At 75.2% G+C, this 22681-nt stretch carries 17 protein-coding genes; 13 read left to right on the plus strand and 4 right to left on the minus strand.

Features of this window, described 5'->3' with window-relative positions; translation table 11 throughout:
* Nucleotides 1–127 precede the first annotated feature (127 nt).
* Nucleotides 128–865: an esterase/lipase family protein gene (locus ACFPM7_RS09845; RefSeq protein ID WP_378246176.1), complete on the minus strand. Its 738-nt coding sequence runs from the start codon at nt 863–865 to the stop codon at nt 128–130.
* 259 nt (nt 866–1124) lie between these two features.
* Between ACFPM7_RS09845 and ACFPM7_RS09850 the strand changes: the two genes are divergently transcribed.
* The 3 genes from ACFPM7_RS09850 to ACFPM7_RS09860 all read left to right on the plus strand — a co-directional run bounded on the left by ACFPM7_RS09850 (nt 1125) and on the right by ACFPM7_RS09860 (nt 6230).
* A complete protein-coding gene (locus ACFPM7_RS09850; RefSeq protein ID WP_378246178.1) occupies nt 1125–3197 on the plus strand; it encodes a molybdopterin oxidoreductase family protein in 2073 nt (690 codons plus the stop codon).
* Nucleotides 3194–4636 carry an FAD-dependent oxidoreductase gene (locus ACFPM7_RS09855; RefSeq protein WP_378246180.1) on the plus strand — a complete coding sequence of 481 codons (1443 nt, stop codon included), beginning with the start codon at nt 3194–3196 and terminating at the stop codon, nt 4634–4636. The genes ACFPM7_RS09850 and ACFPM7_RS09855 overlap by 4 nt, the downstream gene beginning before the upstream one ends.
* Before the next feature lie 199 nt (nt 4637–4835).
* Nucleotides 4836–6230 carry an MFS transporter gene (locus tag ACFPM7_RS09860; RefSeq protein WP_378246182.1) on the plus strand — a complete coding sequence of 465 codons (1395 nt, stop codon included), beginning with the start codon at nt 4836–4838 and terminating at the stop codon, nt 6228–6230.
* Here the strand turns inward: ACFPM7_RS09860 and ACFPM7_RS09865 are convergent.
* Complete coding sequence (locus ACFPM7_RS09865) at nt 6227–6856, minus strand: hypothetical protein (RefSeq protein ID WP_378246184.1); 630 nt, start codon at nt 6854–6856, stop codon at nt 6227–6229. The genes ACFPM7_RS09860 and ACFPM7_RS09865 overlap by 4 nt on opposite strands.
* 195 nt (nt 6857–7051) lie before the next feature.
* Between ACFPM7_RS09865 and nirB the strand changes: the two genes are divergently transcribed.
* The 8 genes from nirB (at nt 7052) to ACFPM7_RS09905 (ending at nt 15023) form a co-directional block, all read left to right on the plus strand.
* Nucleotides 7052–9565: a nitrite reductase large subunit NirB gene (gene nirB / locus ACFPM7_RS09870; RefSeq protein WP_378246186.1), complete on the plus strand. Its 2514-nt coding sequence runs from the start codon at nt 7052–7054 to the stop codon at nt 9563–9565.
* The gene (gene nirD, locus ACFPM7_RS09875; RefSeq protein WP_378246188.1) at nt 9562–9903 is read left to right on the plus strand and encodes a nitrite reductase small subunit NirD; all 342 of its coding nucleotides are present in this window, start codon (nt 9562–9564) and stop codon (nt 9901–9903) included. Before nirB ends, nirD begins: the two co-directional genes overlap by 4 nt.
* Nucleotides 9900–11069, plus strand: a complete 1170-nt coding sequence (locus ACFPM7_RS09880; protein WP_378246190.1) for a uroporphyrinogen-III synthase — start codon at nt 9900–9902, stop codon at nt 11067–11069. The genes nirD and ACFPM7_RS09880 overlap by 4 nt, the downstream gene beginning before the upstream one ends.
* Nucleotides 11066–11737 carry a sirohydrochlorin chelatase gene (locus tag ACFPM7_RS09885; protein WP_378246192.1) on the plus strand — a complete coding sequence of 224 codons (672 nt, stop codon included), beginning with the start codon at nt 11066–11068 and terminating at the stop codon, nt 11735–11737. The genes ACFPM7_RS09880 and ACFPM7_RS09885 overlap by 4 nt, the downstream gene beginning before the upstream one ends.
* 191 nt (nt 11738–11928) lie before the next feature.
* Nucleotides 11929–13200, plus strand: a complete 1272-nt coding sequence (locus ACFPM7_RS09890; RefSeq protein WP_378246194.1) for a BtrH N-terminal domain-containing protein — start codon at nt 11929–11931, stop codon at nt 13198–13200.
* Between the two features lie 71 nt (nt 13201–13271).
* Entirely contained in the window at nt 13272–14249 is a 978-nt protein-coding gene (locus ACFPM7_RS09895) for a pirin family protein (RefSeq protein ID WP_378246196.1), read from the plus strand.
* A gap of 56 nt (nt 14250–14305) precedes the next feature.
* The gene (locus ACFPM7_RS09900) at nt 14306–14701 is read left to right on the plus strand and encodes a tetratricopeptide repeat protein (protein WP_378246198.1); all 396 of its coding nucleotides are present in this window, start codon (nt 14306–14308) and stop codon (nt 14699–14701) included.
* A gap of 145 nt (nt 14702–14846) precedes the next feature.
* Nucleotides 14847–15023, plus strand: coding sequence for a hypothetical protein (locus tag ACFPM7_RS09905; RefSeq protein WP_378246200.1), 177 nt, complete (start codon nt 14847–14849; stop codon nt 15021–15023).
* Nucleotides 15024–15051: 28 nt separating this feature from the next.
* Here ACFPM7_RS09905 and ACFPM7_RS09910 read toward each other — a convergent pair whose 3' ends face one another.
* Together ACFPM7_RS09910 and ACFPM7_RS09915 are read right to left on the minus strand one after the other, a co-directional pair.
* Entirely contained in the window at nt 15052–15339 is a 288-nt protein-coding gene (locus ACFPM7_RS09910) for an MGMT family protein (RefSeq protein WP_378246202.1), read from the minus strand.
* On the minus strand, nt 15336–16094 hold the full coding sequence (locus ACFPM7_RS09915; protein WP_378246204.1) for an alpha/beta fold hydrolase: 759 nt from the start codon (nt 16092–16094) through the stop codon (nt 15336–15338). The genes ACFPM7_RS09910 and ACFPM7_RS09915 overlap by 4 nt, the downstream gene beginning before the upstream one ends.
* A gap of 15 nt (nt 16095–16109) precedes the next feature.
* Between ACFPM7_RS09915 and ACFPM7_RS09920 the strand changes: the two genes are divergently transcribed.
* Nucleotides 16110–19331 carry an ATP-dependent helicase gene (locus tag ACFPM7_RS09920; RefSeq protein WP_378246206.1) on the plus strand — a complete coding sequence of 1074 codons (3222 nt, stop codon included), beginning with the start codon at nt 16110–16112 and terminating at the stop codon, nt 19329–19331.
* Nucleotides 19328–22594: an ATP-dependent helicase gene (locus tag ACFPM7_RS09925; RefSeq protein ID WP_378246208.1), complete on the plus strand. Its 3267-nt coding sequence runs from the start codon at nt 19328–19330 to the stop codon at nt 22592–22594. Before ACFPM7_RS09920 ends, ACFPM7_RS09925 begins: the two co-directional genes overlap by 4 nt.
* The last annotated feature ends 87 nt before the right edge of the window (nt 22595–22681 follow it).

The following is a 22681-nucleotide window of genomic DNA, read 5'->3' on the forward strand; positions in this document are numbered from 1 at the left end:
ACTGTCCACAAGCGACAACGGGCGGCGGCAGGCCCGGCACCTCGGAAGAGCACTGCCCCGCCCAGGTGTCCGATCGGGCACCTGCCCACCCGGCCGGGCCGACCGCGGAGCCGGGAACGAGCGGGACCTACAGAGCGAAGCAGTTCAACCGAACCGCCTGCCCGCCCAACGCATCCCGCACCCCGTCGTACACAGTCCCGTCCAACGCCATCCCCACATGCGCCACCGCCCGCAGCGGACACTGGTTCTGCACCAACACGTTCTCCGCCCCATCTCCCATCGCCGCGTTCCACACCGGCTGCACAAGCTCATCCAGCACCGTGAACAGATTCACGTACCGAACCGACCCGACCGTGTCATCCCCGGCGTTCAACGCCCCCAGGAACGACGACCCCACCTTCATCTGCTGGCAGGCCACGATCTGCAGGCAGTTCCCCCCGCCGAAGAAGTCCGCCACGTTCGCCACCACGGTCCCGTAGTTCGGCGCGGCAAGGTTCACCAGCGTCCCCACCTCCCCGGAACCCCCCTCGTTCTTGATGTACTGCCGCGCCACCAGCCCGCCCTGCGAGTGCGCCACCAGATCCACCGAGGAAGCCCCCGTCCGCCCCCGGAACGAGTCCACGAACCGATCGAGATCCCGCGCCGAGGTGCGGATGTCCGCGGTCCCCAAGCCGGTCAACTGGAAGATCGCCACCTGCCGCCCGTCACCCCGGAGCCGGGCGGCCAGCGGCTCGTAGAAGAACGCGGGCCCGAACGTCCCCGCGACGACCACCACCGGCCGGGGAGCCGCCGCCGACGCCGTCGGCGTGAACACGGGCATCAGCAGCAACGCGGCGGCGACAGCGCCGAAGACACGACGAATCACAGGGGTCTCCTTGCCCAGGCGACGGTTACCCGTCGGTAATGTGTGATCCCCCTCACCGTAGGAGCGGTCACGCCCGGTCCACAAGGCCCGCCCACCTGCCTTGTTCCCCCCGACAATCCGAGTTGTCGCTGAAGTCCTCACCGCCGACCCACCACCCCTGCGCAGGCAAGTTCGCACGCCCGAAACACGCCCGCACCTGCGGGTAACACCCCCTGCCTACCTTCGCCCCTGTCCCCAGCCGCCGGACCAGGGAGAGGGCATGACCCGCGTGGCAGCCCCAGCCCCCGCAGTCGACACTCACTGCCCCTACTGCGCCTTGCAATGCGGCATGCGCCTGACCGGCGCCGACGTCCAGCCCCGCGAGTTCCCCACCAACCGCGGCGGCCTCTGCCAGAAGGGCTGGACCTCCGGCACCCTCCTGACCAGCCCGCACCGCCTCACCACCCCCCTGGTCCGGGTCGCGGGCGAGCTGGCCCCGGCCACCTGGGACGACGCCCTCGACTTGGTCGCGGCCAGGCTCGCCGCGCTGCGCGAGGAGCACGGCCCCGACTCGGTCGCCGTCTTCGGCGGCGGTGGGCTCACCACGGAGAAGTGCTACCTGCTCGGCAAGTTCGCCAGGGTCGCGCTCGGCACCTCGCAGATCGACTACAACGGCCGCTTCTGCATGTCCTCGGCCGCAGCGGCGGGCATCCGCGCGTTCGGCGTCGACCGGGGGATGCCGTTCCCCATCGCCGACGTGGCAGGCGCCGACGTCGTGCTCCTGGCGGGCTCCAACCCGGCCGAGACGATGCCGCCGTTCACCCAGCACGTGCGCAACGCCGCGAACTCCGGCGGCCTGGTCGTGGTCGACCCGCGGCGCACCGCCACCGCCGAGCTGGCGACCCTGCACCTGCAGCCCAGGCCGGGCACGGATGTGGCGCTGGCGCTGGGAATCCTGCACGCCGCCGTCGCCGACGGGCACCTGCGCCACGACTACGTCGCCGAGCGCACCACGGGGTTCGCCGACGCGTGGCGGATCGCCGCCGCGTGGTGGCCGGAGCGGGTCGAGCGGGTGACCGGGGTGGCCGCGGCCGACCAGCGGCGGGCCGCGGCGCTGCTGGCCGGGGCCGACCGGGCCGTGGTGCTCACCGGGCGCGGGTCCGAGCAGCACGCGCGCGGCACCGACACCGTCGGCGCGTGGATCAACCTGGCGCTGGCGCTCGGGCTGCCGGGCAGCCCCGGCTCCGGGTACGGCTGCCTCACCGGGCAGGGCAACGGGCAGGGCGGGCGCGAGCACGGCCAGAAGGCCGACCAGCTCCCCGGCTACCGCAGGATCGACGACCCGGCCGCCCGCGCGCATGTCGCGGCGGTGTGGGGCGTGGACCCGGACTCGCTGCCCGGCTCCGGCCGCTCGGCCTACGAGCTGCTCGACGCGCTCGGCGACGGCGGCGGGCCCAAGGCGCTGCTGGTCTTCGGCAGCAACGTCGTCGTCTCGGCCCCGCGCGCCGGGCACATCACCGAACGTTTGTCCTCATTGGACTTCCTGGTGGTCGCCGACTTCGTGCTGTCGGAGACCGCCGCGCGCGCCGACGTGGTGCTGCCGGTGACCCAGTGGGCCGAGGAGGACGGCACGCTGACCAACCTGGAGGGACGGGTGCTGCTGCGGACCAAGTCCCTGGACGCCCCGCCGGGCGTGCGCGGCGACCTGAGCGTGCTGCGCGGGCTGGCCGTGCGCCTCGGCCAGCCCGCGCGGCGCTTCCCCGACGACCCGGAGGCCGTCTTCACCGAGCTGCGCCGCGCCTCGGCGGGCGGGCCCGCCGACTACAGCGGCGTCACCTACGCCCGGCTGCGCGCGGGCGAGCAGCTGTTCTGGCCGGTCCCGGCCGAGGACCACCCCGGCACGCCGCGCCTGTTCGCCGAGCGCTTCGCCCACCCCGACGGCCGGGCGCGCTTCGCCGCGGTCGACCACAGCGGGCCCGCCGAGCCCGTCGACGCCGAGTACCCGCTGCTGGCCACGACCGGCCGGGTGCTGGCGCACTACCAGTCCGGCGCGCAGACCCGGCTGGTTCCCGAGCTGCTGGCCGCCGCGCCGGAGGCGTTCGTGGAGGTGCACCCGGACACCGCCGCCCGCCACGGCCTCGCCGACGGCGCGCCCGCCAGGGTGGTCTCCCGCCGGGGCGCGGTCCAGGCGCGGGTGCGCCTGGTCGCCTCCGCGCGCCTGGACACGGTCTTCCTGCCCTTCCACTTCCCGGGCGCGCAGCGCGCCAACCTGCTCACCAACCCGGCGCTGGACCCGACGAGCCGGATGCCGGAGTTCAAGGTCTGCGCCGTACGTCTGGAGGTCGCGTCATGAGCGCTCGCCGCGTGGTGGTCATCGGCTACGGCATGGCGGGCGCCCGGTTGGCCGAGGAGGTCCGGCGGCGCGACCGGACCGGCGAGCGGGTCGCGCTGAGCGTCGTCGGGGCCGAGCCGCACGCGGCCTACAACCGCGTCCTGCTCTCCTCGGTGGTGGCCGGGACGATGACGCCGGAATCGGTGCGCCTGCAGGAACCTGACTGGGCGGTCCGCCACCACGTCGACCTGCGGCTGGGCATGTCGGTGACCGGGGTCGACCGCACCGCGCGGACCGTCGCCCTCGCCGACGGCTCCGCCCTGGACTACGACGCGCTGGTGCTGGCGACCGGCAGCACCGCGTGGGTGCCGCCGACGGAGGGGCTGCGCGGCGAGGACGGCGCGCTCGCCGACGGCGTTGCCTGCTTCCGCGACCTGGACGACTGCGCCGCCATCCTGGCGCGGGCGCGCCCCGGCGCGCCGGTGGTGGTGCTCGGCGGCGGCCTGCTGGGCCTGGAGGCCGCGCGCGGGCTGGCCGGGCGGGGCAGCCTGGTGACCGTCGTGCACCCGGTCGGGCATCTGATGGAGCGCCAGCTCGACCCCGGCGCGGGCACCGTGCTGGCCGCCGCGCTGGCCGGTCTGGGCATCGAGTTCCGGCTCAACCGGGTCGCGGCGCGGTACGTGCCCGGCGACGGGCTCAAGCTGGACGACGGCAGCCACCTGCCCGCCGACCTGGTGGTGGTCTCGGCCGGGGTGCGCGCCGAGACGGGCCTGGCCGCGGCGATCGGCCTGGAGGTCGACCGCGGCGTGGTGGTCGACGACGCCCTGCGCACCAGCGACCCGCGCGTGCACGCCATCGGCGACTGCGCCCAGCACCCCGGCACGGTCTCCGGGCTCGTGCAGCCCGCGTGGGAGCAGGCCGAGGTGCTGGCCGACCTGCTCACCGGCACCGCGCCCGCGGCCCGCTACCGCGGCACCCCGGTCGTCACCCGCCTCAAGGCCCGCGGCATCGATCTGGCCGCCCTCGGCGAGGTCCACGCCGAGGTCTGCGACCCCGGGGCCGAGGTGCTGTGCCTGCAGGACCCGTCCCGCGGCCGCTACGCCAAGCTCGTCCTGCGCGAGGACCGGGTCACCGGCGCGATCCTGCTCGGCGTCCCCGACGCCGCGGCCGCGATCACCCAGCTCTACGACGCCAAGACCCCGGCCCCGGCCGACCGGCTCGCCCTGCTGCTCGGCCGTGCCCTGCCCGCCGCGGGCACCCCGGCGCACAGCCCCGCCGAGCTGCCCGCGGGGGCGGTGGTCTGCCGCTGCAACACCGTCTCGAAGGGACAGCTGGTCAAGGCGTGGCGCGGTGGCGCGTGCTCGGTCGCCGACCTGGCGACCGCGACGCGCGCGACCACCGGGTGCGGCGGCTGCTCGGAAGCCGTGCGCGGCATCGCCGACTGGCTCGCGAAGTCCTAGGCCGTGTTTCCGATGTGGGGCACGCGATAGCCGCGCCAGTTCGCCCGCACCCCACATCGGAAACACGGCCTAGCGCCGCCTCACCGACGCGGCGCCGCGGTGGTGCGCACACCGTGTCAGTGCCGTCATCGAGGGCTATTCCGGCGACATCCGCGCTCCCTAGCGTGCCCGCTGACGGCAGCTCCCCGAGGAGGAACCCATGACGTCCACCATCGATTCCCCGCCCGACCGCGCTGAGTCCGCGCCCCGCAAGGGGCGCTGGATCGATGACTGGGAGCCGGAGGACCCGGCGTTCTGGGAGCGCACCGGGCGGCGCACGGCGAACAAGAACCTGGTGTTCTCCATCTTCGCCGAGAACCTCGGGTTCAGCGTGTGGGTGCTGATGAGCATCGTCGTGGTGAGCCTGGGGCAGGTCGGGTACGCCTTCAGCGTCGGGCAGACGTTCTGGCTGCTGATCGTGCCGAACCTCGTCGGCGCGGCGCTGCGGGTGCCCTACACCTTCGCGGTGCCGAGGTTCGGGGGTCGCGTGTGGACGACCGTCAGCGCAGGGCTGCTGCTCATCCCGACCGCCATGCTGGCCTACGCGGTCGGCGCCGACGGCACGCCCTACTGGTTCTTCCTGCTGACGGCCGCAGCGATGGGCCTGGGCGGGGGCAACTTCTCCTCGTCGATGGCCAACATCTCCTTCTTCTTCCCCGAGGGCCGCAAGGGCCTGGCGCTGGGTCTCAACGCCGCGGGCGGCAACCTCGGCGTCGCGCAGACGCAGCTGCTGGTGCCGGTCGCGATCAGCTTCGGCGCCGGGATCGACCTGGTGTACGCGGCGCTGATGTGGATGCCGCTGATCATCCTCGCGGCGGCGTGCTCCTGGTTCTTCATGGACAGCATCACCTCGGCCAAGCCGGACGGGCGCTCCTACCGGGAAGCCCTGTCCACCAAGCACACCTGGGTGATGTCGCTGCTCTACATCGGCACGTTCGGCTCGTTCATCGGCTTCTCGTTCGCCTTCCCGTCGCTGATCAAGATCGCCTTCGCCGAGCACTCGGGGTTCGTGGCGCTGGCCTTCATCGGGGCGCTGATCGGATCGGTGGCCCGGCCGTTCGGCGGGTGGCTGGCCGACCGCTTCGGCGGGGCGCGGATGACCGTGGCGGTGTTCGTGGCGATGGGGATCGGCGCGGCGGGAGTCGTCGCGAGCGTCACCGCGGGCAGCTTCGCGCTGTTCTTCGGCTCGTTCGTCGCGCTGTTCGTGCTCAGCGGCATGGGCAACGGGACGACCTACCGGATGATCCCGGCGATCTTCACCGCCGAGGTGCGGGCGCGGGCCGCCGAGACCGGCGAGGACCCGGCGGCGGCGGTCAAGCGGGGCAAGCGGCAGTCGGCGGCGGTGGTCGGCATCGCCGGGGCGGTCGGCGCGTTCGGCGGGGTGCTGGTGAACCTGGTCTTCAAGTTCTCGCTGGAGAGCACGCGGACGCTGACCCCGGCACTGGTGGCCTTCGTCGCCTTCTACGCGGTGTGCGTGGGGGTGACGTGGTGGTTCTACCTGCGCCGGTCCTTCGCCGTGGAGCGCGCGCCCAGCCTGGCGTACGCGGGCGTCTAGCCAGCGGCGAGAAGGCCGAAGACGATCTCGGTGAGCCGCTTGCTGATGACGCAGGGCTCCTCGCGGCCCTCGTAGGTGCCCAGCACGGTGAGGTGCGAGCCGTGCTGGTGGGCGGCCTTGGCCGCGTCGAGCGCGACGGAGAAGCCGCAGTCCTTCCCGGCGTCGCCGTCGACCTGGTAGGCGGTGTTGCCGAACAGTTCGTCGGTCGGCTGGTAGCTCGGGGTGCCGGGCGGCTCGGCGCGGAAGAAGATCGACGCCGTGGTCAGGCCGCGGTTGTAGGGCAGCGAGTAGCGGCACAGCTCGGCGGTGGACTCGCCCTTCTTGACCGCGGCGTCGATGCCCGTCGCCTCGGCCACCGCGGGCAGGAACGCCGCGCAGTCGAGGATGGCGGCCACCTTCTTCGGCGTGGTGACCGACACGGTGTCGGCGCCCGACGCGGCCGGTGCGCCCGCGGGCGTGTCGGCGGGTGTGTCGAGGGGCGTGCCGACGGGTGTGCCGACGGGTGCTGTCTCGGCCACGCGGGGCGGCTGCGCGGTGGGGGTGGCGGGGGCGCAGGAGAGCAGCGCCGCGGCCACCGCGGGGACCAGCGCGACCATGACCGTCGCGGAGGTGGGTCGGGAACGCACGGCACGACGGTAGGGCGCGCGCGGTCGCAATCCCAAGCTACTTCCGGGGAATCAACCGATCGTGCGCCCGGTCACCCGCACGGGGACGTGACCTGCACGGAGAGGCACCCGTAACCGCTGGGAAACACCGCGGAATCGGCGGTGATACCGGTGGACCGGAGCATTGCGGCCGGACCGGCCAGTGAGGAGACAGGCATGACGCGGACCGTTGTCGTCGTGGGGCACGGGATGGTCGGGCACCGGCTCGTCCAGGCGCTGCGCGACCGCGACCCCGGCGGCGCGTGGCGGGTCGTCGTCGTCGCCGAGGAGTCCAGGCCCGCCTACGACCGGGTCGCTCTCACGTCCTATGTGGAGGACTGGGACGCCGCCCGGCTCCAGCTCGACGGCGCGCGGTACCCCGGCGACGCCGCCGTCGAACTGCGCCTGGGCGACCCGGCCGCCGCGCTCGACCGCGCCGCGCGGACGGTCACCACCGCCTCCGGCCGCGTGCTGGCCTACGACGCGCTCGTGCTGGCCACCGGCTCGACCCCGTTCGTGCCGCCGGTGCCCGGCCGCGACCTGCCGGGCTGCCACGTCTACCGCACCATCGCCGACCTCGACGCCATCCGCGCGTCGGTGGCCGCCGCGCGCGGGGGCGTCGGGCGCGGCTCGGCGATGGTCGTCGGCGGCGGTCTGCTCGGCTTGGAGGCGGCCAAGGCGCTGCGCGACCTGGGAGTCTCCCCGCACGTGGTCGAGCTGGGCCCCCGGCTGATGCCGCTGCAGGTGGACGAGGGCGGCGGGGCGCTGCTCAAGCGGCTCGTCGAGAGGCTCGACGTCACCGTGCACACGGGAACGTCGGTGGCGGGTATCGCCGCCGACCGGGGCAGGCTGCTGGCCGCCCTGGCCAACGGCACCGAGCTGGACCTTGACCTGGTCGTGTTCTCGGCGGGCATCCGCCCCCGCGACCAGCTGGCCCGCGACTGCGGGATCGAGGTCGGCCCGCGCGGCGGCGTCGTGGTGGACGCGGCCTGCCGCACCAGCGACCCGGCCGTCTACGCCGTCGGCGAGGTCGCCCTGCACGCGGGCACGGTCTACGGCCTCGTCGCCCCCGGCTACGCGATGGCCGAGGTCGTCGCCGACCGGCTGCTGGGCGGCTCGGCGGAGTTCACCGGAGCGGACCTGTCCACCAAGCTGAAGCTGATGGGCGTGGACGTCGCCAGCTTCGGCGACGCGCACGCGGCCACCGAGGGCGCGCTGGAGGTCGTGGTCAACGACGCCGTCGCGGGCACCTACCGCAAGCTCGTCGTCTCCGACGACGCCAGGACCCTGCTCGGCGGAGTCCTGGTCGGCGACGCCGCCGACTACGCCACGCTGCGCCCGCTCGTGGGCCGCCCGCTGCCCGCCGAGCCCGCCGCGCTGCTGGCTCCCGCGGGCGGCGGGACCGGAGTCGGGGTGGGCGCGCTTCCCGACGAGGCGCAGGTCTGCTCCTGCAACGCCGTCACCAAGGGCGACATCCGCGCCGCGGTCGGCGCCGGAGCGTGCGACGTGCCCGCGCTCAAGGCGTGCACGCGCGCGGGCACCGCCTGCGGCTCCTGCGTGCCGATGCTCAAGCAACTGCTCACCGTGTGCGGGGTGGAGCAGTCCACGGCGCTGTGCGAGCACTTCGCGCACTCGCGCGCCGAGCTGTTCGAGATCGTCCGGGTGACCGGGATCGGCACGTTCAGCGAGCTGGTCGCCCGGCACGGGCGCGGGCGCGGCTGCGATGTGTGCAAGCCCGTGGTCGCCTCGATCCTGGCCTCGCTCGGCGGCGGGCACATCCTGGCGGGCGAGCAGGCCGGGCTGCAGGACACCAACGACCGCTTCCTGGCCAACATGCAGCGCAACGGCACCTACTCGGTGGTGCCGCGCATCCCCGGCGGCGAGATCACCCCGGTGAAGCTGATGGCCATCGCCCAGGTCGCCGAGGACTACGGCCTCTACACCAAGATCACCGGCGGGCAGCGCATCGACCTCTTCGGCGCGACGGTCGACCAGCTCCCCGCGATCTGGAAGCGGCTGGTGGACGCGGGCTTCGAGTCCGGGCACGCCTACGGCAAGGCGCTGCGCACGGTGAAGTCGTGCGTCGGCGACACCTGGTGCCGCTACGGGGTGCAGGACTCCGTCGGCCTGGCCATCGAGCTGGAGCTGCGCTACCGCGGCCTGCGCTCGCCGCACAAGCTCAAGTCCGCGGTGTCGGGCTGCGCGCGCGAGTGCGCCGAGGCCAGGGGCAAGGACTTCGGCGTCATCGCCACCGAGACCGGCTGGAACCTCTACGTCGGCGGCAACGGCGGCACCCTGCCCCGGCACGCCGACCTCCTCGTGTCCGATGTGGACAAGGAAGAGCTGGTCAGGGTGATCGACCGGTTCCTGATGTTCTACATCCGCACCGCCGACCGGCTGCAGCGCACCTCGGTGTGGCTGGACTCCGTCGAGGGCGGCCTCGACCACGTCCGCGACGTGGTCGTGCACGACGGCCTCGGCATCGCCGCCGAACTGGAGGCCCAGATGGCCGCGCACGTGGCGGGCTACGCCGACGAGTGGGCGGGCGTGCTCGCCGACCCGGAGAAGCTGGCCCGCTTCACCTCGTTCGTCAACGCCCCCGGCGCGCCCGACCCGACGATCTCCTTCCGCGCCGAGCGCGGCCAGTCGGTCCCGGTGGCGCTGGGCATCCCGGAGGTGGTCGGTCGATGACCAGGACGGCTCCCGCGTGGACCCCCGTGTGCCCGGTGGCGGCCATCGCGCCGGAGACCGGTGTCGCGGTGCTGCTGGAGGGCGGAGAGCAGGTCGCGGTGTTCCGCTCGGCGGACGACACCCTGCGCGCGATCGGTAACATCGACCCGTTCAGCGGGGCCGCGGTGCTCGCCAGGGGCATCGTCGGCGACCTGGGCGGCGTCGCGGTCGTCGCCTCGCCGATGCACAAGCAGCGCTTCGACCTGAGCACCGGCGTCTGCGTGGACGACCCCGCCGTGGCCGTCCCCACCTATCCGGTCCGCGTGCGCGGTGCAACCATCGAGGTGGGGCGGCCGTGACCGCCCTGCTGCCCGTGCTGCCGGAGGAGAGCGATGTGACCGCCACCGAGGTCGGCCCCCTGGCCGGCTACACCGTCGGGGTGACCGCCGCGCGCCGCGCCGACGAGCTGGTGGCGCTGCTGGAGCGCCGCGGCGCCGACGTCGTGCACGGCCCGGCCATCCGGATCGTCCCGCTCGCCGACGACAGCGAGCTGCTCGCCGCGACGAGCGCGCTGCTCGGCGGCCCGGTCGACGTCGCGGTGGCGACCACCGGCATCGGCTTCCGCGGCTGGATGGAGGCCGCCGAGGGCTGGGGCGTCGGCCGCGCCCTGCACGCGGCGCTGGCCTCGGCGAACGTCGTCGCCCGCGGTCCCAAGGCCAAGGGCGCGGTGCGTGCGGCGGGACTGGTGGAGAGCTTCTCCCCGGAGTCGGAGGCCAACGCCGAGGTCCTGGCCCACCTGCTCGACCTCGGCGTGGCGGGCAAGCGCGTGGCGGTGCAGCTGCACGGCGAGCCGCTGCCGGACTTCGTCGCCGCCCTGCGCGGCGCGGGCGCCGAGGTCGTGGAGATCCCGGTCTACCGCTGGACCGGGCCCGCCGACACCGGCCCGCTGGAGCGGCTCATCGATGCGGTCCTGGCCGGCCAGGTCGACGCCATCACCTTCACCAGCGCCCCGGCCGCGGCCAGCGTGCTGGAGACCGCCGACCGGCTCGACCGCGGCCCGGCCTTCCTCGACGCCCTGCGCGCACGGGTGCTCGTCGTCGGCGTCGGCGCGATCACCGCGGGCCCGCTGGTGCGCCTCGGCGTCCCGGTGGTCTGCCCGGACCGGGCGCGCCTGGGCGCGCTGGTGCGCGAACTGGTGGCGGTGATGCCCGCGCGGGCCACCCGCGTCGAGGTGGACGGCAGGACACTGGAGCTGCGTGGGCAGGCCGCGCTGGTCGACGGCGACCTGCGGCCGGTCGCCCCCGCGCCGATGGCGCTGCTGCGCGCGCTGGCGACCACCCCCGGCCGGGTGCTGCCGAGGGCCGCGCTGGCCGGGGTGCTGCGCCGCCACTCCGGCCGCGAGTCCACTGTGGATGAGCATGCCGTCGAGACGGCGGTGGGCAGGCTGCGCGCCGCGCTGGGGGTGCCCGGCCTCGTGCAGACCGTCGTCAAGCGCGGCTACCGGCTGGCGGTGACACCGCGGTGACGCTCGTCCTCGCCGCCCACGGGACCAGGTCGCCCGCGGGTGCCGCGGTGGTGCACGACCTCGCCGAGCGGGTCCGCGACCTGCTGCCCGAGGTGGGCGTCCGGGTCGCCTTCGCCGACGTCCGCGCCCCCGACGTCACCACCGTGCTGCGCGCGACCCCCGACCCCGCCGTCGTCGTGCCCGTGTTCCTGGCGGGCGGCTACCACGTGCGGGTCGACATCCCGGCGCAGATCGCCGCCGCCCGCCGCGACGTCGTGCTCACCCCGCACCTCGGGCCGTCGGCCGGGCTGGTCTCGGCCCTGCACGACCGCCTCGCCGCGGCGGGCTGGCGGCCGGGCGACGCCGTGGTCATGGCGGCGGCGGGCTCCTCGGACCCGCGCGCCCTCGCCGAGGTGCGCCGGGCCGCGGTGCTGCTGGGCGCGCGGACCGGCGCCGCCGTGCGGGTCGGCTTCGCGGCGACCGCCCACCCGCGGGTGGCCGAGGTGGTGGCGGGCGTCCGGGGCCGCGTCGCGGTCGCGTCCTGGCTGCTGGCCCCCGGCCTGTTCCACCGCGCGGTCGCCGACTGCGGCGCCGAGGTCGTCGCCGCGCCGCTGGGCGCGCACCCGAAGGTCGCCGAACTGGTGGCGCGCCGCTACGCCGAGGCCCGCGCCTACGCGCGCGCCGCCTGAGCGGGTAGAGTGCCCGCGGGCGACAGTTCCACGCCCAACCCCCGGTCCCGGCGCCCACGCCGCCGGCCCGATGGGGGCAAAGGGGACGCACGCGCCTCGGGACCGCCACCGGACACCGCGAGACCCGACCGGCCGGGCACGACGCACGCGTGGGGGAGCGCCGAGCCCGAGTGCCGGGGATGGTTGCCGCGATGACGTCGAAGAAGCAGCTCAAGTCCCGCATCCGCGCCCGCATGGCCAAGACCGGCGAGCGCTACGCCGCCGCCCGCGCCCACGTCGCGGGGTCGGCGGCCGAGTCCGTCGCCGACCGGGGGTGGCCGCTGGCGGGCGGCACCCACCCGGAGTCCGCCGCGCTGGCCGCGCTGCTGCGGCACGCCGGGGCGCCGATCGATGAGGCGCTGGTCTTCGGCATCGGTGGCGGGATCGGGGCGGGCTACATCCTGTGGGAGTTCGCCCACGACGACAGCCGGGTCGTCACCATGGGCTTCACCCACCGCTGGCAGTACATCGCCACGCACCCCCGGGGCGCGGCGGCGCGCCTGGGTGTCGAGTTGGCCGAGCACACCACCGGCGGGGCCAAGGGCGCGGCGAAGGCGCTCGCCGAGCGCCTGCCCGCGATGGTCTGGCCCGACCGCTACCACGTCGGCTACTGGCACCTGCCCGCGTTCCTCGACGGCCACGGCGGACATCCGGTGGTGGCGTACGCGATCGAGGACGGCAGGGTGCGGGTGGACGACCGCAACACGGTGCCGCTGACGGTCGCCGAGCAGGACTTCCACCGCGCCCGCGCCCGCGTGGGCTCCTACAAGAACCTGATGATCTCCGTCCCGCGCGCGGAGCCGGTCTCCGACGGTGTGCTGCGGCAGGCGGTGCTCGGCGGCTTGGCCGAGACCGTCGGGCACCTGTCGGCCGGGTCGGACTCGTTCTCCCTGCCCGCGTGGCGCAAGTGGGCCAGGATGATGACCGACCGCTCGGCGGCCAAGGGCTGGCCGACGGTCTTCGCCGACCGGGTCGGGCTGGTCCGCGCGCTGGCCTCGGTGTGGGAGGGCGTCTCGCCGTTCGGCATGGACGGCGGGTCGCTGCGCCCGCTGTTCGCCGACTTCCTCGACCGCGCCGCCGAGATCGCCGAGCTGCCCGCGCTGGCCGACGAGGCCGGGCGCTGGCGCGGGATCGGCGCGGCGTGGCAGGCCCTCGGCGACGCCGCACTGCCTCCCGACGTCCCGGAGTTCGCCCGGCTGCGCGAGCTGACGGTCGCGGTGACCACCGCGGCCGTCGACGGCGACGAGGGCGCCGACGAGCGCGCCTCGGCGGCCACCGAGCTGTGGGAGCTGCGCGCCGAGCTGCACCGGGACTGCCCGGTCGAGGACGTCGAGGCGCTCTTCGCCGACCTCGGCGGGCACCTGCGCGGGCTCCACGAGGCCGAGACCGCGGGCGTGGCGGCCCTGCGCGCGGCGCTGGAATAATTGCTGGGGCAACTAGGTTGTCGTGGCTGACCGGCCGCCAGATCCGGCGGCCACGACCCGAGGAGGGCGGCATGCCCGCCATCACCGCCGACACCCTGACCCTGCCCCGCCTGCCGGAGCTGCCCGAGACCGCCACCGCGTGGCGGCCGGTCGGGAAGGTCGTGCGCGCCCAGAAGTTCCTTGAGGGCGAGGGCTTCCAGGTGCGCAGGCCGTTCCCCGGCGTCGACCTGGCGCTGGCGGACCCCTTCCTGCTGCTGGACCACATGGGCGCGGTCGAGTACGGCCCCGGCGAGGCCAAGGGCGCGCCCTGGCACCCGCACCGCGGCTTCGAGACCGTCACGTACATGATCGACGGCGCGATGCGGCACACCGACTCCATCGGCGGCGGGGGCCTGATCACCGACGGCGCGACGCAGTGGATGACGGCGGGCAGCGGCATCCTGCACAACGAGGTGCCGCCGCAGGACCTGGTCGCCAAGGGCGGGCTCTTCCACGGCGTGCAGCTGTGGGTGAACCTGCCGCGCTCGCTGAAGATGGCGCAGCCGACGTACCAGGACATCGCCGCCTCCGACGCGACGCTGCTCTCCAGCGACGACGGCGGCGCGCTGGTCAGGGTCATCGCCGGCGAGGTCGCCGGGCACACCGGCCCGGGGTCCACCGCCACGCCGATCACCTACCTGCACGCGACGGTCGCGCCCGGTGCGCGGCTGGCGCTGCCCTGGGCGCCGGACTTCAACGCCATGGTGTACGTGCTCTCCGGGCGCGGGACAGTCGGCGCCGAGCGCAGGCCGCTGGAGGAGGGCACGCTGGCGGTGTTCGGGCCGGGCGATGCGCTCACCCTGCGGGCCGCGGACACCCAGCCCGGTTCGCCGACCGGGTGGGAGGTCCTCGTCCTGGGCGGCAGGCCGATCAACGAGCCGGTCGCGCGCTACGGGCCGTTCGTGATGAACACCCGGCAGGAGATCCTGCAGGCCTTCGAGGACTACCAGGCGGGCAGGCTGGGCCAGATCCCGGTCGCGCACCGCGGTTCCACCGACGAGATCATCTGACCATCTACACAGGACGTCCTCTGAGGACGACCGCGGACCCACCGGGGAGGCATCCCATGACCGACGTCATCGACCTGCTCGCCAGGGGCAGGCTCTACCGGGAGAGTGGGGACCCGGCGACCGCGGCGCGGCTGCTGGCCGAGGCCGCCGAGGCCGAGCCGACCGCGCGCGCGGTGCTGACCGAGCTGGCGCTCGCGCAGTTCCAGTCCGCCGCGCTCGGCCCGGCCGAGCGCACCGCGCGCAGGCTGGTCGAGCTCGACCCGTCCGACGCCTACGCCCACCTGCTGCTCGGGCGCGCCCTCGCGCGCGCGTCGCGGCACCGGGAAGCGTTGCCGCACTTGCGGATGGCCGCGGCCATGTCGCCGAGTGCCGAACTGGACGACCTGATCGCCGCCAGTGAGTCACGGATAGTTGCCATAGATGAACAAACGCGGCACGTGACGCGCCGATAACGTTACGGAGTGAAGTCCTTTGGGGGGTTGAATAGATCTGATTCCCCTGAAAGAGTGAACGTCATTCACGGCAGGCACCGCTGTGGGTTGTCCCACGCAGCGACCTCGACGCTTCCCCGGCTGCCTGCCCGAGGAGGAATCTTCTATGACGCTCGCCCACGACGTCCCTGTGATCGGTCGCGCCGCGGCCAGGGAGCAGGAGACCAAGCACCACGCCGAGCAGTGCAGCAAGGCCATGCGCACGGTGGCGGACCACGCCGTCGACGTCGGCGACTGCCGCGAGCTGCTCGAAATGCTCGGCCTGGACGCCACCCACCGCTGAGTCGCCTCCCTCCCTGTCGGGACGCGGCTCAGCGGGTCCAGCGGTACACGCGCAGGTCGACCTTGTCACCGTCGGCCAGCACGCCCTCGGCGCGCAGCAGCGGCAGCTGCCGCCGAACCACCTGCGGCGCGGGTATCCCGCTCGCCCGCAGCACCCGGTGCCACGGCAGGTCGTGGCCGTCCTCGCTGAGGACGCGCCCGACCAGCCGCGGCGTCGAGGCGCCCGCCATGGCCGCGATGTCGCCGTAGGTCGACACCCGGCCGGGCGGGATCGCCCTGACCAGCTCGCGGATGCGCTCGTGCAGCTCTTCGTTCACGCGAGCCCGGCCGCCAGCTCGGCCACGCGCTCGGGCCGGTACAGGTAGACGACGTGCCCGCAGTCGACGTCGACCACCTCGACGTCGGAGCCGGCCTCGGCGCACGCGGCCAGGTACTCCCCGCCCACGTAGGCGGCCTCCAGCGCGCGCATCACCACCGTCGGCACACCCGGTGGCGGGGTCGGCGGCTGCCTGCACATCTCGCTCCACGCGGTGGCCACCGCCGGCGGGCAGTACCGGGGCCGCCAGCCCCGCCCGGTGTCGGTCCAGTGCGCCGCGACCTCGTCCTCCACCACGGCCTCGGCCACGCCGGTCCACTCGCCGCGCTGGGTGGCAAACGCTTGCGCCCGGTCGGCGACGGTGTCGCCCGCCGTGCCCGCGTTGGCCAGGGCGTCCTCCGGGCGCACCACCACCGCCGGGTCCACCAGCAGCAGCGCCCGCACCCGATCCGGCGCCAGCCGGGCCAGGTGCAGCGCGACCACCCCGCCGTAGGAGTGGCCCATCAGCGCCGCCCGCTCGATGCCGTAGGCGTCCAGCACGGCGAGCACGTCGGCGGCGTGCTGCTCCAGCGTCCACGGCGGCAGCGACGGCGAGCGGCCGTGTCCGCGCAGGTCGGGGGCGATCACCCGGTGGCCGGGCAGGTGGTCGGCGGCCAGCGAGCGGAACCGCCCGCCGTGCCCGGTGACGCCGTGCAGGGCCACCAGCGGGACGCCGTCCTCGGGTCCGAAATCGTGCACGTGCAGGGCGTCGGCCATGGTCGGCATCCTCGCATGGGCGTGCCGCGCGTGGCGCGCACGCGCGCGCGTGGTGCAATCGGGGGCGTGGCTGCAAGCTCCCCCTTCGGCCCGCAGCTCGTCCGTCGACCTGCGGCGGCGGGCCGCGCCGTCGGCGGGGGTGCGCGCAGGTGGGACGACGACGCCCGCCTGCTGCTCGACGGCCCCGGCGGCCAGGTCCGCGTGCTGGGCGGACCGGGCACCGGCAAGACGACGCTGCTGGCCGAGGCCGCCGCCGAGCGCATCGCCGGCGGGGTCCGCCCCGACCAGGTCCTCGTCGTCACCCCCAGCCGCCGCGCCGCCACCGATCTGCGCACCGCGATCACCGCGCTGCTCACCGCCCGCGGCCAGGCCCTGCGCACCGTCCGCGAGCCGCTCGTGCGCACCGTGCACTCCTACGCCTTCGCTGTGCTGCGCATCCAGGCGATGCTGCACGACGCCCCCGGCCCCCGGCTGCTCACCGGCCCCGACCAGGACGCGGTGATCCGCGAGCTGCTCGACGGCGACGCCGAGCTGGGCGCCCGCGACTGGCCGGAGCGGCTGCGCCCGGCGCTGCGCGTGCCCGGCTTCGCCGAGGAGCTGCGCGACCTGCTGCTGCGCGCCGCCGAGCGCGGCCTCGGCCCGGAGGACCTGGTCGAGCTGGGCAAGGCGCACCGCCGCGACGAGTGGGTCGCCGCGGGCGTGTTCGGGCAGCAGTACGAGGAGGTCACGCTGCTGCAGGGCGGCGCGGACTCCGGCATCGCCCACTCCAGCGCGCCCGCCCTGGACGCCGCCGAGCTGGTCGCGAGCGCCGTGCTGGCCTTCGAGACCGACGGCGACCTGCTGGCCGCCGAGCGCGCCCGGGTGCGGCACCTGTTCGTCGACGACGCCCAGCACCTGGACCCGCTGCAGTTCCGGCTGCTGCGCACCCTGGGCTCCGCCGCGGCGGAGTTCGTCGTCGCGGGCGACCCCGACCAGGGTGTGTTCTCCTTCCGCGGCGCCGACGTCCGGATGCTGCGCGACGCCGAGCCCGACCGCACCGTGGTGCTGCGCCGCGGGCACCGGATGGCCCCCGCGGTGCGCCGCGCGGTCGCGCACCTGGCCGCCCGGCTGCCCGGGGCCCGCCCACGCGCCGACCGCTCCACGGCCGAGGGCGGCTCGGTCCTGGTGCGCCTGCACGCCTCCGCGGCCGCCGAGGCGGCGTGGGTGGCCGACCAGCTGCGCCGCGCGCACCTGATGGACGGCGTCGCGTGGTCGGACATGGCCGTGCTGGTGCGCTCGGCGACCCGGTCGGTGCCGGTGCTGCACCGCGCGCTGGCGGCGGCGGGCGTGCCCGTGGCCGCTCCCGGCGACGAGCTGCCGCTGGCCCAGCAGCCCGCCATCCGCCCGTTCTTGGCCCTGCTGCGCTGCGCGGCCGACCCCGCCGAGCTGGACCCGCCCACCGCCGAGCACCTGCTGGCCTCGCCGCTCGGCGGCGCCGACCCGCTGGCGCTGCGCAGGCTGCGCCGCGGGCTGCGCAGGCTGGAGGTCGAGGCGGGCGGTGACCGCTCCAGCGACGCGCTGCTGGTCGAGGTGCTCATCGACGACGACCGCCTCGCCGCCCTGGACGACACCGAATCCGGTCCGGTGCGCCGCGTCGGCGCGCTGCTGGCCGCCGCCCGCGCCGGGATCGGGGACGGCATCGGCCTGGAGCGCGTGCTCTACGACCTCTGGCAGGGCAGCGGCCTGGAGTCGCGCTGGGTGGCCACGGCGGGCCGCGGCGGACCGGTCGGCGCGCAGGCCGACCGCGACCTGGACGCGATCGTGGCGTTCTTCCACGCCGCCGAGCGCTATGCCGACCGGCTGCCCGGCGCGGGTGTCGGCGCGTTCGTGGAACACCTGGTGGGCCACCGCATCGCGGGCGACACCCTCGCCGCCAGCGCCCCGCAGGGCGAGGCCGTCGGCGTGCTCACCGCGCACGCCGCCGCCGGTCGGGAGTGGACAGTTGTGGCGGTGCCCGGCGTGCAGGAGGGGGCCTGGCCGGACCTGCGCCTGCGCGGCTCGCTGCTGGGCGTGGAGCGCATGGTCGACGTGCTGTCCGGTGTGGACCTGACCGAGGAGGTCTCGGCGACCGCGCCGCTGCTGGCCGAGGAGCGCAGGCTGCTGCTGGTGGCCGCCAGCCGGGCCCGGCGCAAGCTGCTGGTCAGCGCCGTGCGCGGCGACGAGGAGCAGCCCTCGCGCTTCCTCGCCGAGGTCGCCGGCGTGGAGGCCGACGACACCGACCCGGTGCCGATCGCCAAGCCCGAGCGCGCCCTGGTGCTGGCCGACCTCGTCGGCGAGCTGCGCCAGGTCGTCTGCGACGGCACGGCCACCCCGGCGCGGCGCGGCCTGGCCGCCCGCCAGCTCGCCCGGCTCGCCGACGCGGGCGTGCCCGGCGCGCACCCCGACGAGTGGTACGGGCTGCCCGAGATGTCCACGGTGGTGCCGCTGCGCGACGCCGAGCGCCCGGTGCGGGTGTCGCCGTCGGTGGTCGAGCTGCTGGTCAAGTGCCCGCTGCGGTGGGTCATCGAGAAGCACGGCGGTGCCGACCCCGCCGAGCTGGCCGCGGTCACCGGCACCCTCGTGCACGCGCTGGCCCAGGCCGCCGCCGCCGGGGCGACGCGCGATGAGCTGATGGCCGAGCTGGACCGGGCGTGGGCGGCGGTGGACGCGGGCGCGCCGTGGTTCTCCAAGCGCGAGCAGCGCCGCGTGCGGGACATGGTCGACACGTTTCTGGAGTGGATGGCCGCCACCCGGGGCGAGCTGAGCCAGGTCGCCGTCGAGCAGGCCGTGGACGTGCGGCTGCCCGGCGGGGTCGCGGTCAGCGGTCGGGTGGACCGGCTGGAGGCCGACGCCGAGGGCAACCCGGTGATCGTCGACATCAAGACCGGCAAGTCCCCGGTCAGCGCCGAGGCCGCCGAGGAGAACCCGCAGCTGGCCGTCTACCAGCTCGCCGTCGCCTACGGCGCCTTCGAGCGGGAGCAGGCGCCCGGTGGGGCGCGGCTGGTGTACGTGGCCAAGAAGTCGCGGGGGCAGGCGGTCGAGCGCAAGCAGGCCCCGCTCACCGAGGAGACGGCGGAGACCTGGCTCAAGATCGTCCGTGAGGCGGCGCAGTCCACCGTCGGACCGGACTACGTCGCCATGGAGAACCCGGACTGCCCGCGCTGCCCGGTGCGCACCGCTTGCCCGCTGAACCCCAGCGGACGCCAGGTGACCGAATGAGCCTCCCGCTGCCGGGCCTCGCCCTGGTCAGCCCGATCGAGTTGGCGCACGAACTCGGCTTGCACCCGCCGACTCCCGAGCAAGTCGAGGTCATCGCCGCGCCGCCGGAGCCCGCGCTCGTCGTCGCGGGCGCGGGCTCGGGCAAGACCGAGACCATGGCGGGCCGGGTCGTGTGGCTGGTCGCCAACGGTCTGGTCACCCCGGACAAGGTCCTGGGCCTGACGTTCACCCGCAAGGCGGCCCGGCAGCTGGCCGACCGCGTGCGCGCCCGGCTGCGCAGGCTGGCGGGCGCGCCGATCCTGGACAAGCTCGACCCCAGTGGCGAGCGCAGGGCGGCGGTCTACGCCGGCGAGCCGACCGTGCTCACCTACCACGCGTACGCGGGCAGGCTCGTCGCCGAGCACGGCCTTCGGCTGCCGGTGGAGCCCGGCGCGCGGCTGCTCACCGAGACCGCGTCCTGGCAGGCCGCGCACCGCGTGGTGTCCACCTGGGGCCAGGACCTCGACACCGACCTGGTGCCCGCCACGATCACCCAGCGGGTGCTGGAGCTGGCCGGTGAACTGGCCGAGCACCTGGTGGACGAGGGCGCCCTGCGCAGGCATTGCGACGAGCTGTGCGCCGCTGTCGAGTCGGCTCCGAAAGCGAAGCGGCAACGGGACGCGCTGTCCCAGGATCTCACCAAGATCCTGGTGACACAGCGCTTCCGGGTCGCACTTTTGTCTCTTGTGGACGCCTACACCGAGCGCAAGCGCAAGGAGGGCGCGATCGACTTCGGCGACCAGATGTCGCTGGCCGCGCGCCTGGCCGAGACCCACCCCGAGGTCGTCGCGACCGAGCGCTCGCGCTACAGCGCCGTCCTGCTGGACGAGTACCAGGACACCGGCCACTCGCAGCGCGTGCTGCTGCGCGCCCTGTTCGGCCTGTCGCAGTCCTACCCGGACGCCGCGCCGATGACGGTGACCGCCGTCGGTGACCCGGCCCAGGCCATCTACGGCTGGCGCGGGGCCAGCGCCGCCAACCTGCCGCGCTTCGCCACCGACTTCCCGCGCCGCACGCGCGCCGGCTACGCCCCCGCCCAGGGCTACGGGCTGCTGACCAGCTTCCGCAACCCGGCCGAGGTGCTGGACCTGGCCAACGCCATCTCCGCGCCGCTGCGCGCCTCGGGCCTGGAGGTCGATGAGCTGCGCCCCAGGAAGGGAGCCGATCCCGGCGACGTCGCCATCGCCCTGCTGTCCGATATGGACACCGAGGTGCAGTGGGTGGCCAACCAGGTCGCCGACCGCTGGCACGCCGCCGTCGAAGCCGACGGGGCCGCGCCGACCGCCGCCGTGCTGGTGCGCCGCCGCGCCGACATGGCCGACCTCGCCGCCGCGCTGCGCGAGCGCGGGCTGCCGGTGGAGGTCGTCGGCCTGGGCGGGCTGCTGGACGAGCCCGAGGTGCGCGACCTGGTCAGCGCGCTGCGGGTGCTCATCGACCCGCTCGCGGGCACCGCCGCCGCCCGGCTGCTGACCGGCTCCCGCTGGCGCCTCGGCGCCGCCGACCTCGCCGCGCTGTGGTCGCGGGCCAAGGAGCTGTCCGGGGTGTACGCCGCCCCGCAGGAGGGCGTGTTCGACGCCCTGCCCGGCGACGGGGTCGACCAGGCGGGGCTCGTGGACGCCATCGACGACCCCGGCGAGCGGGAGGCGTACTCCGGCCCCGGGTACCGGCGGGTGCGCGCCCTGGGCCGCGAGCTGCGCACGCTGCGGCGGCGGCTCGACCAGCCGCTGCCCGAACTCGTCGCCGACGTCGAGCGGACCATGCAGCTCGACATCGAGGCCACCGCCCGCCACGGCGGCGCGGGACGGGCCCACCTGGACGCCTTCGCCGACGTCGTCGCCGACTACGCGCGCGCCGCGCCCGCGGCCAGCCTCGCCGCGTTGCTGGACTACCTGCGCACCGCCGAGGACGCCGAGGACGGGCTCGAACCCGGCGAGGTCGAGGTCGCCGCCGACCGGGTCCAGATCCTCACCGTGCACTCGGCCAAGGGCCTGGAGTGGCGCATCGTCGCCGTCCCGCACCTGGTCGACGGGGTGTTCCCCAGCAAGCGCCGCGGCGGCTCGTGGCTCACCTCCGTCACCGAGCTGCCCGCCGCCCTGCGCGGCGACGCCGCCGACCTGCCGGTGCTGGACCTGGCCGGGGCCGCCGACCGCAAGGAGGTCGAGAACCTGCTGACCGAGCACAAGGAGGCCTTCGACGAGCGGGCGCTGCTGGAGGAGCGCAGGCTCTGCTATGTCGCGCTGACCAGGGCCGAGCGCTCGATGATCGTGTCCGGGCACTGGTGGGGCCGGACCGGGGCCACGCCGCGCGGCCCGTCGGACTTCCTCACCGAGGTGCACGCCCACGCCGAGGGCGCCGGGTGGTCGGGGGCGGTCGAGCTGTGGGAGCCCGAGCCCGCCGAGGGCGCGGAGAACCCGCTGGTCGCCAGGGTCAGCACCGCCCAGTGGCCCGCCGACCCGCTGGGCGAGCGCCGCGCCGACGTCGTCGCGGGCGCCGAACTGGTCCGCGCCGAGCTGGCCGTCGTCGGCGCGGGCGAGCAGGACCCGCCCGACGACCCCGACGGCTGGGTCCGCGACACCGACGTCCTGCTGGCCGAGCGCGCCGCCGCCGCGGCCCGCCGCGAGCGGATCACCCTGCCCGACCAGCTCTCGGTCAGCCAGCTGGTCGAACTGGCCACCGACCCCGACGCCCTCGCCAAGCGACTGCGCAGGCCCCTGCCCTACCCGCCGAACCCGGTCGCGCGCCGGGGCACCGCCTTCCACACCTGGCTGGAACGCCGCTACGGCTCCCGCGCCCTCATCGACCTGGACGAGCTGCCCGGCGCCGCCGACGACGACGCCGCCCCCGACACCGACCTGGAAGCCCTCCAGGCGGCCTTCCTGGCCTCACCGTGGGCCGAGCGGGTCCCGCACGAGGTCGAGGTCCCCTTCGCCGCCGAGATCGACGGTTTCGCCATCCGCGGCCGCATGGACGCCGTCTTCCGCGACCCCGACGGCTGGACCGTGGTCGACTGGAAGACCGGCGCCCTCCCCGATCCCGACCGGCTCCCCGCGCTCACCGTGCAGCTGGCCGCCTACCGCCTGGCCTGGGCCGACCTCGTCAACGTCCACCCCGACGAGGTCAGCGCCGCGTTCCACTACGTCCGCCACGACCACACCCTGCGCCCCGCCGACCTCCTCGACGCCGAGGGCCTGCGCGCACTCCTGCGCTCGGTTCCCGCGGGCTGATCACGCCCTCCTCCGGTGGCACTGCTCCGTGAGGGTTAACCTTCCGCGCGTGGCGCGGATCGCGTGGGGGTGGCGGTGAGCCGGTTC

Source organism: Actinokineospora guangxiensis, from assembly GCF_042657845.1.
GTDB classification, from domain to species: Bacteria; Actinomycetota; Actinomycetes; order Mycobacteriales; family Pseudonocardiaceae; genus Actinokineospora; species Actinokineospora guangxiensis.

Bases quoted from the DNA above. Each gene is read 5' to 3' on its own strand.
- ACFPM7_RS09850 (WP_378246178.1), top strand. From the start codon at position 1,125: ATGACCCGCGTGGCAGCCCCAGCCCCCGCAGTCGACACTCACTGCCCC.
- ACFPM7_RS09905 (WP_378246200.1), top strand. From the start codon at position 14,847: ATGACGCTCGCCCACGACGTCCCTGTGATCGGTCGCGCCGCGGCCAGG.
- nirD (WP_378246188.1), top strand. From the start codon at position 9,562: ATGACCAGGACGGCTCCCGCGTGGACCCCCGTGTGCCCGGTGGCGGCC.
- ACFPM7_RS09860 (WP_378246182.1), top strand. From the start codon at position 4,836: ATGACGTCCACCATCGATTCCCCGCCCGACCGCGCTGAGTCCGCGCCC.
- nirB (WP_378246186.1), top strand. From the start codon at position 7,052: ATGACGCGGACCGTTGTCGTCGTGGGGCACGGGATGGTCGGGCACCGG.
- ACFPM7_RS09920 (WP_378246206.1), top strand. From the start codon at position 16,110: ATGGGCGTGCCGCGCGTGGCGCGCACGCGCGCGCGTGGTGCAATCGGG.
- ACFPM7_RS09915 (WP_378246204.1), bottom strand. From the start codon at position 16,094: ATGGCCGACGCCCTGCACGTGCACGATTTCGGACCCGAGGACGGCGTC.
- ACFPM7_RS09925 (WP_378246208.1), top strand. From the start codon at position 19,328: ATGAGCCTCCCGCTGCCGGGCCTCGCCCTGGTCAGCCCGATCGAGTTG.
- ACFPM7_RS09855 (WP_378246180.1), top strand. From the start codon at position 3,194: ATGAGCGCTCGCCGCGTGGTGGTCATCGGCTACGGCATGGCGGGCGCC.
- ACFPM7_RS09890 (WP_378246194.1), top strand. From the start codon at position 11,929: ATGACGTCGAAGAAGCAGCTCAAGTCCCGCATCCGCGCCCGCATGGCC.
- ACFPM7_RS09895 (WP_378246196.1), top strand. From the start codon at position 13,272: ATGCCCGCCATCACCGCCGACACCCTGACCCTGCCCCGCCTGCCGGAG.
- ACFPM7_RS09900 (WP_378246198.1), top strand. From the start codon at position 14,306: ATGACCGACGTCATCGACCTGCTCGCCAGGGGCAGGCTCTACCGGGAG.